This window comes from Methylobacterium indicum (assembly GCF_001043895.1).
Taxonomy (GTDB): domain Bacteria; phylum Pseudomonadota; class Alphaproteobacteria; order Rhizobiales; family Beijerinckiaceae; genus Methylobacterium; species Methylobacterium indicum.
Window position 1 is genome coordinate 39057 of the sequence record NZ_JTHF01000204.1, and the last position, 14673, is coordinate 53729.

Genomic DNA, 14673 nt, shown 5'->3' on the forward strand with positions numbered 1-14673 from the left:
CCGACCCCGGCGGAGCCGTGACCCGGCTCCGCGCTCTCCACGCCGTCGCTTCGATCATGCCGGTCCGAGACACCTCAGACCTGCATGATCTCCTTCTCCTTGGACGCCAGGGTCTGGTCGACCTCGGCGATGTGCTGGTCGGTCGCCTTCTGCACCTGGTCGGCCTGACGCTTCTCGTCGTCCTGGCCGATGGCGCCGTCCTTCTCGAGCTTCTTCAGGAGATCGAGGCCATCGCGGCGCACGTGGCGGACCGCGACGCGGGCCTCCTCGGCGTATTTGTGCGCGACCTTGACCATCTCCTTGCGGCGCTGCTCGTTCATCTCGGGGATGCGCAGGCGGATGGTCTGGCCCTCGGTCATCGGGTTGAGGCCGAGATCGGATTCGCGGATCGCCTTCTCGACCGCCGCCACCATGCCGCGGTCCCAGACCGAGACGCTGAGGAGGCGCGGCTCCGGCACGCTGATCGTGGCGACCTGCGCCATCGACATCGCGGCGCCGTAGGCATCGACCTGGATCGGGTCGAGGAGCGAGGGCGTGGCCCGCCCGGTGCGCAGCGATCCGAGGTCGTGCTTCAGGGAGTTGATCGCGCCCTGCATGCGCCGCTTGATGTCGTTGAGGTCGAAGGAGGGTGTAGCCATTCCTGCGCGTCCCGAGGCGTCGTGAGGAGAAGGGGAGGAGCGGGCCCGACGCCGAACCCTTGCGGGCGGGCCGAGGCCGCGCCCCGATCGGGCTTCAATGAACCAAAACCCGACCCGCCGCAAATCGTCGGGCCGCGGATTTCGCTTGAGGATATGGCGGATTTCGCGCGCCGCGGGATCCTACGGCGCCACCAGGGTCGAGGGCGCGGCGCTGGTGAGGATCGCCGTCACCGAGCTCGGGGCGTGGACCGAGCCGACGATCAGCGGCAGCCCGCCGTCGCGGGCGAGCGCGAAGGCGGCGGTGTCCATCACCTTGAGGTCGCGGGCGATCGCCTCGTCGTGGCTCAGGCGGTCGTAGCGCACGGCATCCGGGTTGGTCTTCGGGTCAGCCGAGTAGACGCCGTCGACCTGGGTCGCCTTCAGCACGGCGTCACATTTCAGCTCGGCGGCGCGCAGCACCGCGGCGGTGTCGGTGGTGAAGTACGGGTTGCCGGTGCCGCCGGCCAGCACCACGACCTGGCCCTTGTCGAGGTGGTGCAGGGCGGGCTGGCGGGCATAGGTCTCGCAGATCGTCGGCATCGACACCGCCGACATGGTGCGGGCGGTGACGCCGGCGGCGTTGAGCGCCGTCTCGAGTGCCAGGGAGTTCATCACCGTCGCCATCATGCCGAGGGAATCACCGGTGGCGCGGTCGATCCAGCCGGCGGCCGAGACGCGGGCGCCGCGGATCACGTTGCCGCCGCCGACCACGAGGGCGATCTCGAAGCCCTTGTCCACCGCCCGGGCGATGTCGTCGGCGAGCGCGGCGAGGGTCGGCGGGTGCAGCCAGTAGCCGTCGGGCGCGGCGAGCGCCTCGCCGGAGAGCTTCACCAGCACGCGGCGGAAGCGCGGCGAGCCCTGCGCCGTCAGGGAAGGGTCCGACAAGCGATGGTCTGGCATGGGCGCTCCTCTGGCCCGCCCGGGTCGGGCGGCCGCTGCCGGCGTCAAGTGTCGATGCGAGTCGGGCCGGGTTCTAGCCTGTCGCTCCCGGCCCGTCGAGGCGTCGGCGCGCCGGAATCGGCACGCCCGGACGGGTCGCGGCAGGGGGGCGCGAGGGGTGATCGCGGCACGAAAAAGGGGGCCCGCCTGCGCGGACCCCCTCGTTTCATGCGACGCATCGCCCAAGGCGACGCTGGCCGTCGAGCTCAGCCCTTGGCGGCGGCCGCGACCTCGGCGGCGAAGTCCGGGGCCTCTTCCTTCTCGATGCCCTCGCCGAGCGCGTAGCGGACGAAGCCGGTGAGCTTCACCGGAGAACCGGCCTTGCCCTCGGCCTCCTTGAGCACCTGCGAGACCGTCTTCGAGCCGTCATGCACGAAGGGCTGCTCGAGGAGGGTGACCTCCTTGTAGTAGCTCTTCAGGCCGCTCTCGACGATCTTGGCCATGACGTGGTCCGGCTTGCCGGCGTTCTTCTCGCGCAGGATGTTGCTCTCGCGCTCGACCGTGGCGGCGTCGACGCCCGAGGCGTCCAGCGCCACCGGGTTGGTCGCCGCGACGTGCATGGCGATCTGGCGGCCGAGCTGGCTGAGGAACGTCACGTCGCCGGCCGATTCGAGGGCGACGAGCACGCCGATCTTGCCGAGGCCCTCGGAGACCTGGCCGTGGACGTAGGAGGCGATGACGCCCTTCTCGACCGACAGCTTGGCGACGCGGCGCAGGGTCATGTTCTCGCCGATGGTGGCGATCAGCTCCTGCAGCTTGTCCTTCACCGTGCCCTCGGCGCCCGGGAAGCGGGCGGCCTCGAGGGTCTCGATGCTGTCGCCGGCATTCAGCGCCAGCTTGGCGGCCTCGCGCACGAAGGCCTGGAAGCCGTCGTTGCGGGCGACGAAGTCGGTCTCGGAGTTCACCTCGAGCACCGCGGCGTGATGGCCGGCGGACTCGACCGCGACCAGACCCTCGGCGGCGACGCGGCCGGCCTTCTTGGCGGCCTTGGCGAGGCCCTTCTTGCGCAGCCAGTCCACGGCCGCCTCGAGGTCGCCGGCGGTCTCGTTGAGGGCCGACTTGCAGTCCATCATGCCCGCGCCGGTCTTCTCGCGCAGCTCCTTGACCATCGCTGCCGTGATGTTGGCCATCGTGGGATCCTCTCGATTGGCGCCCCCGCGGGCCCGAGGGCCGCGCCGGTCGGCGGATAAAAGGGAACCCGGCGCCGTGGCGGCGCCGGGCTTTTGCAGAGCATCGGGTCGCGGGACGATCGCCCCGCCTGGTCACCGAGCCGAGGTTACGCGGCGGCGGCGGCCTCGACGAAGCCGCGGGCCTGGTTCACCCAGCCGTCGCGGTCGAAGCGGCCGTTGAGCTTCAGGTCGCCGTCGACCTTGGCGACGTCCTCGGGGCTCATCGCGGCGATCTGCCAGTAGTGGTAGATGCCGGCATCGTTGAGCTTCTGGACCAGCTGCGGGCCGACGCCCGTGAGCTTGGTCAGGTCGTCCGGGGCGCCGCGCGGGGCGGCCAGCAGCTCGAAGGGCTCGCCGACATACGGCTCGGTGATGTCGACGGTGGCGACCTCGGGCTCGTTGGCGAGGGCGGGCAGCTCCTCGGCCATCGGCTCCTCGGACTCGCCGAGGTCGACGCCGAGCGCGCCCTGGCCGCGGGAGATGCCGTCGATCGCCGCGCGGGCGACGAGGTCGCAGTAGAGCGCGATGGCGCGGCCGGCGTCGTCGTTGGCCGGGACCACGTAGGTGATGCCGTCCGGGTTGCAGTTGGTGTCGACGATGGCGGCCACCGGGATCTTGAGGCGGTTCGCCTCCTTGATCGCCAGCTGCTCCTTGTTGGTGTCGATCACGAACAGCAGGTCGGGCACGCCGCCCATGTCCTTGATGCCGCCGAGTGCCTTCTCGAGCTTGTCCTTCTCGCGGGACAGCATCAGGCGCTCCTTCTTGGTGAGGCCCTGGCCGCCGCCGGCGAGGGTCTCGTCGACCTTGCGCAGGCGCTGGATCGAGCCCGAGATGGTCTTCCAGTTGGTCAGCGTGCCGCCGAGCCAGCGCGAGTTCACGTAGTACTGGGCCGAGCGCTTGGCCGCGTCGGCGATGGTGTCGGCCGCCTGGCGCTTGGTGCCGACGAACAGCACGCGGCCGCCCTTGGCGACGGTGTCGCTCACCGCCTGCAGCGCCTGGGCGAGCGCCGGCACGGTCTGGGCGAGGTCGATGATGTGGATGTTGTTGCGGGTGCCGAAGATGTACGACTGCATCTTCGGGTTCCAGCGGTGCGCCTGGTGACCGAAGTGCGAGCCGGCCTCGAGCAGCTGGCGCATGGTGAAGTCGGGAAGGGCCATGATCTTTGTTCTCTCCGGTTGTCTCCGCCGCGGAGGAAGCGACCGGCGTGACCAGGGACTTGCCGAGAGACAAGAACCAGGAATCGACCGGCCACCGGAAACGCCTCATTCAGGCATGAGGCCGGCTCCGCGTGTGGGATGGCCGGGCCTTTATCCGATCGGGGGTGGGATGGCAAGGCGGCGCGGTCCGCGCCTGTGCCGCCGCGCGCTTTCCTGGGGGCTCGGCGCGGGGTCACGGCTCTCCGATCGGTTCGGTGCGTCGTCCGAACCATGCCTTCGCGCCGATGGAGACGGAGCCACCCTTGCGGCGCAGGACTGTCTCGCCAGAACGCTCAGCGCCGCCGCTCGCAGAGCGTCTTCACATACGTCCCCGCCTCCGTCCCGCGACCCGAATTCGCCGCGATGGCCGGGCCGAGCAGCAGGCATTCCTGCGGCGTGTGCGCCGGATGGGTCATCACGTCCTGGGCGGTGTCGCGGGTGCAGTCCTTCGCCGCCAGGGACGAGGCGCAGATCAGGGTGACGACGAGGATGGTGGGCATGGCGGCCTCCCGGATGAAGGAGGCGTGCCTCCTCGTGGGGGAGGCAGGATAGTGCCGGGCGCCGCCGCGCCAAACCAGGCAGGCGGCGTTATCTTGCCTCAGGGGTGGCGAGCCGCGAGACGAGGCGGCGGGCGACCTCGTCCTTCGGCAGGTCCGGCCAGGTCTCGAGGCTGCCGTCGCGGCCGATCAAGTGGACGGTGTTGCGGTCGCCCCCCATCACGCCGGTGGCGGGCGAGACGTCGTTGGCGACGATGAGGTCGCAGCCCTTGCGGGCGATCTTGGCCCGGGCATGCGCGATCACGTCGGTGGTCTCGGCGGCGAAGCCCACCACGAGCGGCGGGCGCCCGTGTGCCCGCTGCGCGATCGTCGCCAGGATGTCGGGATTCTCGGTGAGGGCGAGGGGAGGGGGGCCCTCCGGTCCCTTCTTGATCTTCTCCTCGCCGAAGGCGGCCGGACGCCAGTCGGCGACGGCGGCGGCGAAGACCGCGATGTCGGCCGGCAGCGCGGCCTCGACCGCTGCCAGCATCTCGCGGGCGGTCTCGATCCGGACCACCGCGACCCCGGGGGGATCGGGCAGGGTCACGGGGCCCGAGACCAGGGTCACCCGGGCGCCGGCCGCCGCCGCCGCCGCCGCGATGGCGTGGCCCTGCTTGCCCGACGAGCGATTGGCGAGGTAGCGCACCGGGTCGATCGGCTCGTGCGTCGGCCCCGAGGTGACGAGAACGTGGCGGCCCGACAGCGGCTTCGCCTCCTGCGGCCCCACGAGCAGAACTTCCACCGCGTCCGCGATCTCGTCGGGCTCGGCCATCCGGCCGGGACCGGTCTCGGCTTCGGCCATCCGGCCGTTGTTGGGGCCCACCACCGCGACCCCGTCGCTCGTCAAAAGCGCGAGGTTGCGCTGCGTCGCCGGGTGCAGCCACATCCGCACGTTCATCGCGGGCGCGATCAGGATCGGCAGGGTGGTGGCGAGCAGGATCGTGGAGGCGAGGTCCGGGGCGTGGCCGCCGGCCATGCGCGCCAGCGTGTTGGCGGTGGCGGGCGCCACCACCACGGCGTCGGCGTCGCGGGCGAGCTTGATATGGCCGATATCGGCCTCGTCGGCGCGGTCGAACAGGTCGGTATGGGCGCGCTGGCCGGCCAAAGCCGCGGCAGCGAGCGGGGTGACGAATTCCTGTGCGCCCTTGGTGAGCACGCAGCGCACCGAGGCGCCGCGCTCGCGTAAGCGCCGGATCAGGTCCAGCGACTTGTAGGCCGCGATGCCGCCCCCGATGACGAGAAGGATCCGCTTGCCGTCGAGGGCGCCCATGGATGGCCTACACCGTCACCTGGGTCCCGACCTCGACCACGCGGCCGGTCGGGATCTGGAAGAAGTCCGTCGCGTCGTTGGCGTTGCGGGCGAGCGTGATGAACACCCGGTCCTGCCACAGCGGCATGCCGGATTGCGCCGCCGGGCGGATCGAGCGCCGCGACAGGAAGAACGACGTCGCCATGATGTCGAACTTGAAGCCCTGCTTGCGCAGCAGCGCCAGGCCCTTCGGGATGTTCGGCGATTCCATGTAGCCGAACTTCATCACGACCTTCCAGAAATGCGGCCCCATCGGCTCGATCCGGACCCGGTCGGCATCGGCGATGCGCGGCAGGTCGATGGTCTTCACCGTGAGCACGACGTTCTTCTCGTGCAGCACCTTGTTGTGCTTCAGGTTGTGCAGGAGGGCTGCCGGCGCCGTCTCGGGGTCGCTGGTGAGGAAGACGGCGGTGCCGCGGACATGGTGCGGCGGGCTCTTCTCCAGCATGGCGACGAGCTCGGTCAGCGGCACGTCGGTCTTGCGGGTCTTGTTAAACAGGATGGTGACGCCGCGCACCCAGGTCCACATCAGCACCACGAGGCAGCCGGCGAGCAGCAGCGGCATGTAGCCGCCCTCGAACACCTTGAGCAGGTTCGAGACCAGAAAGAGCAGCTCGACGGCGATGAACGGCACCATCGCGGCGCCGGCGGCCAGCGGCGACCACTTCCACACCCGCCACAGCACCAGGAAGGCGAGGCCGGCGGTGATCAGCATCGTCCCGGTGACGGCGATGCCGTAGGCGGAGGCGAGCGCGGAGGAGGAGCGAAAGAGCACCACCAGGATCACCACGCCGAGCATCAGCAGCGTGTTGATCTGCGGCAGGTAGATCTGGCCCGAATGCGATTCCGAGGTGTGGCGAATCTCGAGGCGCGGCAGGAGGCCGAGCTGCACCGCCTGGCGCGAGAGCGAGAAGGCGCCGGTGATGACGGCCTGGCTGGCGATGACGGTCGCGGCGGTGGCGAGCAGCACCATCGGCAGCAGGCCCCATTCGGGGACGAGCTGGTAGAACGGATCGGTCGTGTCGGGGTTCGACAGGACGAGGGCCGCCTGGCCGAGGTAGTTGACGGCGAGCGCCGGGCCGACGAGGGCGATCCAGGCGGTCTGGATCGGCCGGCGGCCGAAATGGCCGAGATCGGCGAACAGGGCCTCGGCGCCGGTCACCGCCAGGAACACCGCGCCGAGCGCCACCAGCGCGCCGGTGCCGTGGCCCAGCAGGTAATGCACGGCGTGCCAGGGGTTGAGCGCCCACAGCACCTGCGGGGTGCGGGCGATGTGCGGCAGGGCCGCCAGCATCAGCACCGAGAACCACACCAACATGATCGGGCCGAAGAACGTCGCCATCCGGGCGGTGCCCCGGCTCTGGACCAGGAACAGCGGCAGGATGATCGCGATGGTGATCGGCAGGACGTAATGGTCGAGGGCGGGGGTGACGAGCTTCAGGCCCTCCACCGCCGACAGGACCGAGATCGCCGGGGTGATGATCGCGTCGCCGTAGAACAGGGCGGCGCCGAACAGGCCCAGCATGAACACGATGTGCGAGCCGCCCAGCGCCTTGCGGGCGAGCGCCATCAGCGAGAGGATGCCGCCCTCGCCCTTGTTGTCCATCTGCAGGAGCAGCAGGACGTACTTGATGGTGACGATCAGCACGAGCGCCCAGAGCAGCAGCGAGACGGTGCCGAGCACCTCCTCGCCGGTGAGCACGCCGTCGGCCCGGCCCGGGGCCAGCGCCTCGCGGAAGGCGTAGAGCGGGCTCGTGCCGATGTCGCCGTAGACGACGCCGACGGAGCCGAGGAAGAGGGTCCAGAAGCTCGCCTTGGCGTGGCCGTGGCCCTCGGCCTCGTCGACGCTGCCGGCCTTGGTCGGCGGGCCGCCGCTCTGCGGGGTGAGGCTGTCGGGCGGCGCGGCGGAACCGTCCGTGGGTGCGGCTGACTGTGTCATGTCTGATCGGGGATGTGCCCGCGGGCGGTCGGGATGGCCGCCAAGCGCGCTGATGGGCCGGGGGCGGGCTCAAATCCTTGGCGGTCCGGCGTGGGCGCCGGGCCGGAATGTGGCAGGATTGTAGCACGGGGCCGGAGGGGCGCAAGGCGCACGGCCCGCTGCCCCACCGGTCACCGGCTCTCGCTGCGTCGCTTTCTCTGGCTCTTACTCGGCGGCGCTGCGGCGCCCCTGGCCGAAGCGGCGCTCGATGTAGTCGATCACGATGCCCTCGAAGTCCTTGGCGAGCGTCGGGCCGCGCAGGGTCATCGCCTTCTTGCCGTCGATGAAGACCGGGGCGGTCGGGGTCTCGCCGGTGCCGGGGAGCGAGATGCCGATATCGGCGTGCTTCGACTCGCCCGGGCCGTTGACGATGCAGCCCATGACCGCGACGTTCAGTCCTTCCACGCCCGGATAGGTCTTGCGCCACTCGGGCATCGAGGTGGTGATCCAGTTCTGGATGTCGCGGGCGAGCTCCTGGAACACCGTCGAGGTGGTGCGGCCGCAACCCGGGCAGGCGGCGACCAGCGGCACGAAGGTGCGGAAGCCCATGGTCTGGAGCAGTTCCTGGGCCACCTTCACCTCGACGGTGCGGTCGCCGCCCGGCTCCGGGGTCAGGGAGTAGCGGATCGTGTCGCCGATGCCCTCCTGGAGCAGCACGCCGATCGCCGCGGAGGCCGCCACGATGCCCTTGGTGCCCATGCCCGCCTCGGTCAGGCCGAGATGGATGGCGTAGTCGGAGCGGCGCGCCACCTCGCGGTAGACCGCGATCAGGTCCTGCACCGCCGAGACCTTGGCCGAGAGCACGATGCGCTCCTTGGGCAGGCCGATCTCCACCGCCCGGTCGGCGGAGAGCAGGGCGGACTGCACCATCGCCTCGCGCATCACCGCGCGGGCGTCGCGCGGACGCGCCGAGTTGGCGTTCTCGTCCATCATGTGGGTGAGGAGCGCCTCGTCGAGGGAGCCCCAGTTGGCGCCGATCCGCACCGCCTTGCCGTAGCGGGCCGCCTGCTCGACGATGGTGCCGAACTGCAGGTCCTTCTTCTCCTTGAAGCCGACGTTGCCCGGGTTGATCCGGTACTTGGCCAGCGCCTCGGCGCAGGCCGGATGGTCGGTCAGGAGCTTGTGGCCGATATAGTGGAAGTCGCCGACGAGGGGGACGTGGACGCCGATGCGGTCCAGGCGCTCGCGGATCTTCGGCACGGCGGAAGCCGCCTCGTCGCGGTCGACGGTGATGCGCACGACCTCGGAGCCGGCGCGGGCCAGCGCGGCCACCTGCGCCACCGTGGCGTCGATGTCGGCGGTGTCGGTGTTGGTCATCGACTGCACGACGATCGGGGCGCCGCCGCCCATCACCACCGCGCCCTCGCCCTCGCCGATCCGGACGCCGACGGTGCGGTGCCGGGGGCTCGGGCCGGCGATCTCCGGGGCAGCGTACTCTTGGGCGGCGGTCTCCGCCGGGGCGAGGGCTTCCATGGCTTCCATCGGATACCTTCAGGGGGTCGTTCGCAGGAGAATCGAGACAAGACGGGTGAGCGGGGTCGCGAGGACCGCGGCGTGCCCTCCGTCTAGAGCATTTCCGGGCGCGGTGGAAATCGCTCCGGCCGCATGAAAGCCCGGCGCGATCAACGGGCTACGCCGGTCCCCAGCGGAATGCCGCGACATCCTTGCGATATCCTTCCTCGGACCGCCGGGCGGCCCGCGGATTTCGAGGGCGCGCCGATCCGCTCCGGAGCATGACCTTAGCTGAGGATGCGTCGTCCGCACGTCAAGCGCGTGACGCCCCGCGCAGGCCGGGTTCCCGTGCGCGACCTTGCGGCGCACCATTTGGTTTTCGCAGTGCAGCGCACCACATCTCACGCCATGACGGATTCAGCCTCACTCCCGGAACCGGATCGGAACGCGGGTGACCGCGCTCCCCCTCCGCCCGCGCCTCTCGCGACCATCGCTCACGGCCTGGAGGATGCCAGCCCGCAGGCGGCGACCGGCCCGCACCTCGCCGCGGCTCCCCAGGCCGTGACGGGACCCTTGGGCCGCGGCCTCGTCGGTCCGCGGGCCGAGAAGGCGGTCGCCCTGGCGCTCCAGGGCGGCGGCGCCCACGGCGCCTTCACCTGGGGCGTGCTCGACGCCCTGATCGAGGATGGCCGCCTCGCCTTCGAGGCGATCACCGGAGCGAGCGCCGGCGCGATGAACGCCGTCGTGATGGTCGACGGCTGGCTGCGCGGCGGTCCCGAGGGCGCCCGCGAGCGGCTGGAGACGTTCTGGCGCGAGATCAGTCTCGACGCCGACCTGTCGCATGCCCAGCAGACCTTCGTCGACGGCGTGATGAGCTTCTGGAAGAAGACGCCGGTCGGCGCGTTCTGGAACGCCGTCGCCAGCCCGTACATGACCAACCCGCTCAACATCAATCCGCTGAAGCGGGCGCTCGCCGACACGGTCGATTTCGAGGCCGTGCGCCGCGACGGGCCGGCCGACCTGTTCATTTCGGCCACCAACGTGTGGACCGGCAAGATGGCGGTGTTCGAGCGGCCGGACCTGACCATCGACCACCTGATGGCCTCGGCCTGCCTGCCGACCGTCTTCCAGGCGGTGGAGATCGACGGCGTGCCGCACTGGGACGGCGGCTATCTCGGCAATCCGCCCCTCTACCCGCTCTATCACGGCGCCCGGTCCCGCGACATTCTCCTCGTCCAGATCAACCCGGTCGAGCGGCGCGAGACCCCGCGCAGCCCGGCCGAGATCCGCGACCGTCTCAACGAGATCACCTTCAACGCCAACCTGCTGCGGGAATTGCGGGCGATCGACTTCGTCGACGACCTGATCGAGGACGGGGTGCTCGGCCGCTCGAACGCCTACAAGCAGGTGCTGCTCCACCGCATCGACGGCAGCGGCGGCGCGCTCGACGACGCCTCGGCCTCCTCGCGGCTTCGTGCGCAGTGGCCGTTCTTCCTGCACCTGCGCGACGCCGGGCGGGACGCGGCGAAGGCCTGGCTGGCGGAGAACTACGATTCGGTCGGCCGCGAGAGCACCCTCGACCTGAAGGCGATGTATACCTGAGGTATGACGCCTGAGCCTCTTCCGCTCTCCAGCAGAGCGGTTTGGGGGAGGGGCCGGGCGTGGGTTTCCTTCCCTCCGAGGGCGCGAAGGGAAGGAAACCCACGCCTTTTTCTTCTGCCGGACACCCCGGCCGATAAGTGGAGGTGCACAGGCCTGCGCACCGCGAGGCCTCTCCTACAGGCAGGCTTGACGCCCTAAAATATTAGTGCACCAATGGAATGAAAGCACGCAGCGATCCGTAGCGGTCGTGGGCCGCCAGAGCCCCGTGCGAGAGAGCGGGGGAAACATGACGATCACACGCCGCAGCGCGGTCGTGGGGCTCGCGGCCGGGGCGGGGCTCGTCCTCGGCGGGCGCGCCCGGGCCAACCTCGCGCTGCCGACCTCGCCGGTCGTCGTCACGGTGGTGGACGTGGCCGGCAACCTGGCGCTGACCCAGAAGGCGATCGAGGCCTATCGCCGGGCGCGGCCCGGCATCGTCTCGCGCTTTGCCTTCACCAAGGCGCCGGCGCCGGAACTGCCCTCGAAGCTCAAGGCGCAGCAGGCCGCCGGCCGGGTCGACATCGACCTCGTGCTCACCGGCACCGACGGCATCGCGGCCGGCATCGAGCAGAAGCTCTGGATCGACCTGAAGCCCTATGCCGGCCAGCTGCCGAAACCCGCCGAGATCTACCAGCCCGCCGCGCTGCGGCTGAACGGCCTGGCGCAGGACCAGGGCCTGTGCGTCGCCTGGTACCCGTCGGGTCCGCTGATCGAGTACATGCCCGACCGGGTGAAGACGGCGCCGACCACCGCCGAGGAGCTGCTGGCCTGGGCGCGCCAGAACAAGGGCCGGTTCATGTATGCCCGCCCGGCCAATTCCGGCCCGGGCCGCACCTGGATCATGGGTCTGCCCTACATCCTGGGCGACACGAACCCGACCGATCCCGACAAGGGCTGGGACAAGACCTGGGAGTACCTGAAGGCGATCGGCGAGACGATCGACTACTACCCGGGCGGGACCTCGCAGACCATGAAGGAGCTCGGCGAGGGCAGCCGCGACATCATCGTCTCGACCACCGGCTGGGACATCAATCCCCGCGTCCTCGGCATCGTGCCGGCGGAGGCGAAGGTCGGCACGCTCAAGAACTTCCGCTGGGTGGCCGACGCCCACTACATGGCGGTGCCGAAGGGCGTCCCGGAGGAGAAGCTCGCGGTCATCCTCGACCTGATGGCGTTCCTGCTCCAGCCGGCGCAGCAGGCCTACACCTACGACGAGGGCTACTTCTATCCCGGGCCCGCCGTGAAGGGCGTCACCCTCGACATGGCCCCGCCGGAGAGCCGCGCCGCGCTGAAGGAGTTCGGCCGGCCGGAATACGACACGATGATCGCCGGCCACCCGATCGAGATGCCCCTCGACGCCGACAAGCTGGTGGTGGCCTTCCGCCGCTGGGACGAGCAGGTCGGCTCCGGCAAGAAGCGCTGAGTCGCGCCCGATACACGGCAGCGTCCGGCCTTATCCCACCCGCAACCTCATCCTGAGGTATCACTCCATCAGAGATGGACTGACCGCGAAGGAGGGCTCCAGTTGGCTCGGAGACTTCTGGAGCCCTCCTTCGAGGTCAGTCGATCGAAGATCGACTGACACCTCAGGATGAGGTCGCGAGTGGGAAGGGCCGGTGTCGCACGTGAACCGTCCCGTCGTGTACAGTGGCGTTGCGATTGGTCGCTACTCTATATATTTTGTTGTGCCGCATTTTCCATGACGAGCCAGTCTCCGCTTCGTCGGGAAATGCTCTAACGCCGCAATGGTCGCTCGGAAGAGGCGACGCGGCAGGAGAGGACACCGATGGCACGCCATCACGAGGCGCCGCAGGACCTGTCATTGAGCGGCCTGAGCCGCCGGTTCGGGGCGATGACCGCCCTCGACGGGCTCGACCTGACGATCCGGGGCGGCGAGTTCATCGCCCTCCTGGGGCCCTCGGGCTGCGGCAAGTCGACGGCGCTCAACTGCATCGCCGGGCTCCTGCCGCTCACCGGCGGGTCGATCCATCTCGGCGAGCGCCGCATCGATCGGCTGAAGCCGGAGGAGCGCGGCTTCGGCATGGTGTTTCAGAGCTACGCGCTCTTCCCCCACATGAACGTGGCGAAGAATGTCGGCTTCGGCCTCGCCATGCGGGGCGTGAAGGGCGAGGCGGCCGCGCGCCGGGTCGACGACGCCCTCGCGCTGGTGCGGCTGCAATCGCAGGCCGCCAAGCTCCCGGGCCAGATGTCCGGCGGCCAGCAGCAGCGCGTCGCCATCGCCCGGGCGATCGTGATCGAGCCGCCGGTGGTGCTGATGGACGAGCCCCTGTCGAACCTCGACGCCAAGCTGCGTCTCGAGATGCGGGCCGAGATCCGCCGCATCCACGACGCCATCGGCTCGACCACGATCTACGTCACCCACGACCAGGACGAGGCCCTGTCGATGGCCGACCGGATCGTGGTGATGCGCGACGGGCGCATCCGCCAGGTCGGCACGCCGGAAGACCTCTACGAGCGACCGAGCCACCCGGACGTCGCCGACTTCATGGGCTTTCGCAATCGCCTGCGCGGCCGGGCGGTCGCGGTCAGCGGCGAGCGGGCGGAGGTCGAGGTCTGCGGGACACGCCTCGCCGGGATCCTGCGCGAGACGGTGAATCCGGGCTCCCCGGCCGTCGCGGCGATCCGGCCGGAGGACCTGATGCCCGCCGCCGAGGGCCTGCCGGTCCGGGTCGCCAGCGTCGAGTATCGCGGCCGGGCCTTCTTCGGCACCGCCGTGGCCCAGGACGGGACCGAGCTTTTTTTCCGCTCCGACCGATCGGTGGCGCAGGACGAGGCCCTGCACCTCGCCGCCGCCTCGCCCCGGGTCCTGGTCTTCCCCGGCGAGGCCGCGTGACCTCCGCCTCGCTCCCCACGGCCGCGCCGGCAACGCCCCGGGAGGAGGCGCCGCTCTCGGTGCGCCTGGCCGCCCGCGGCCTCGACGGTACGACGCTCCTGGTGCTGCCGGCGCTCCTCGCGATCCTCGGCCTGTTCGTCTATCCCTTCGCCTACGGGCTGTTGCTGTCGGTCCAGCCGAAGGCCGGAGCCTGGTGGGCGAACTACGCCCGCTTCTTCTCCGACCCGTTCCTGTACGATACGATCGCGGCGACGCTGCGCCTCGCTTTGCCGGTCACGGTGCTCAACCTCGTGCTGGCGGTGCCGATCGCGCTGCGGGTGCGGCTGATGCGCCGCCAGCGCCTGCTGACCACGATCCTGGTCCTGCCGATCACGCTGGGCACCGTTCTGGTGGCGGAGGGCCTCCTGAACTTCCTCGGGCCGCAGGGCTGGTTCAACCGCTCGCTGATCTGGCTCGGGGTGATCGGCAGCCCGCTCAAGCTCACCAACAACTACTGGGGCGTCTTCGCCTCGCTCCTGATCACCGGGTTCCCGTTCGCGTTCCTGCTGACGCTCTCGGCGGTCACCGGCATCGATCCGGCGCTCGAACAGGCGGCGGCAACCCACGGCGCCAATGCCTGGCAGCGCTTCAAGGCGGTGATCCTACCGCTGATCCTGCCGGGCCTCGCCGTGACCTTCTGCCTGTCCTTCGTCCAGGCCTTCTCGGTGTTTCCGTCCGCGGTGCTCCTCGGCGCGCCGGCCGGCGCCACGCGGGTGATCTCGATCGCCGCCTACCAGGCGGCGTTCGAGGAGTACGACTACTCGCTGGCCTCCGCGATCGCGATGATCATGGGGGCGGTCCAGCTCGCCATCGTGGCGGCCGTGCTGTGGGGACGCAGCCTGCTCTATACCGGCCCGGTCGGGGGCACCAAGGGATGATCGAG

Annotated in this window: 12 protein-coding genes; 4 read left to right on the forward strand and 8 right to left on the reverse strand. The window is 70.2% G+C overall.

All coding sequences use genetic code 11. The annotated features are described in order from the left end of the window. Window positions 1-74: 74 nt before the first annotated feature. From frr to ispG, 8 genes are all read right to left on the reverse strand, one after another. A complete protein-coding gene (gene frr / locus QR78_RS22845) occupies window positions 75-638 on the reverse strand; it encodes a ribosome recycling factor (RefSeq protein ID WP_048429876.1) in 564 nt (187 codons plus the stop codon). 180 nt (window positions 639-818) lie between these two features. Beyond that, window positions 819-1577, reverse strand: coding sequence for a UMP kinase (gene pyrH, locus QR78_RS22850; RefSeq protein WP_048429877.1), 759 nt, complete (start codon window positions 1575-1577; stop codon window positions 819-821). A 245-nt stretch (window positions 1578-1822) separates the two neighbouring features. Further along, window positions 1823-2746, reverse strand: a complete 924-nt coding sequence (tsf, locus tag QR78_RS22855; protein ID WP_048429878.1) for a translation elongation factor Ts — start codon at window positions 2744-2746, stop codon at window positions 1823-1825. Window positions 2747-2892: 146 nt separating this feature from the next. Continuing rightward, window positions 2893-3942 (reverse strand): 30S ribosomal protein S2, encoded by a 1050-nt coding sequence (locus QR78_RS22860; RefSeq protein WP_048429879.1) that lies wholly within the window; start codon window positions 3940-3942, stop codon window positions 2893-2895. 332 nt (window positions 3943-4274) lie between these two features. Further along, window positions 4275-4481 (reverse strand): hypothetical protein, encoded by a 207-nt coding sequence (locus tag QR78_RS22865; RefSeq protein ID WP_048429880.1) that lies wholly within the window; start codon window positions 4479-4481, stop codon window positions 4275-4277. A gap of 88 nt (window positions 4482-4569) precedes the next feature. Continuing rightward, a complete protein-coding gene (gene coaBC / locus QR78_RS22870) occupies window positions 4570-5787 on the reverse strand; it encodes a bifunctional phosphopantothenoylcysteine decarboxylase/phosphopantothenate--cysteine ligase CoaBC (RefSeq protein ID WP_048429881.1) in 1218 nt (405 codons plus the stop codon). 7 nt (window positions 5788-5794) lie between these two features. Next, window positions 5795-7765, reverse strand: coding sequence for a potassium transporter Kup (locus tag QR78_RS22875; protein ID WP_048429882.1), 1971 nt, complete (start codon window positions 7763-7765; stop codon window positions 5795-5797). A gap of 204 nt (window positions 7766-7969) precedes the next feature. Further along, a complete protein-coding gene (gene ispG, locus QR78_RS22880) occupies window positions 7970-9286 on the reverse strand; it encodes a flavodoxin-dependent (E)-4-hydroxy-3-methylbut-2-enyl-diphosphate synthase (RefSeq protein WP_048429883.1) in 1317 nt (438 codons plus the stop codon). A gap of 354 nt (window positions 9287-9640) precedes the next feature. Here ispG and QR78_RS22885 point away from each other — a divergent pair, with 354 nt between their 5' ends. The 4 genes from QR78_RS22885 (at window position 9641) to QR78_RS22900 (ending at window position 14668) form a co-directional block, all read left to right on the forward strand. Next, on the forward strand, window positions 9641-10858 hold the full coding sequence (locus QR78_RS22885) for a patatin-like phospholipase family protein (protein WP_425284161.1): 1218 nt from the start codon (window positions 9641-9643) through the stop codon (window positions 10856-10858). A 286-nt stretch (window positions 10859-11144) separates the two neighbouring features. Next, window positions 11145-12320 (forward strand): ABC transporter substrate-binding protein, encoded by a 1176-nt coding sequence (locus QR78_RS22890; RefSeq protein WP_048429884.1) that lies wholly within the window; start codon window positions 11145-11147, stop codon window positions 12318-12320. A gap of 363 nt (window positions 12321-12683) precedes the next feature. Beyond that, window positions 12684-13751: an ABC transporter ATP-binding protein gene (locus QR78_RS22895; RefSeq protein WP_048429885.1), complete on the forward strand. Its 1068-nt coding sequence runs from the start codon at window positions 12684-12686 to the stop codon at window positions 13749-13751. Continuing rightward, window positions 13748-14668, forward strand: a complete 921-nt coding sequence (locus tag QR78_RS22900) for an ABC transporter permease (protein ID WP_082171813.1) — start codon at window positions 13748-13750, stop codon at window positions 14666-14668. Before QR78_RS22895 ends, QR78_RS22900 begins: the two co-directional genes overlap by 4 nt. Window positions 14669-14673: the final 5 nt, after the last annotated feature.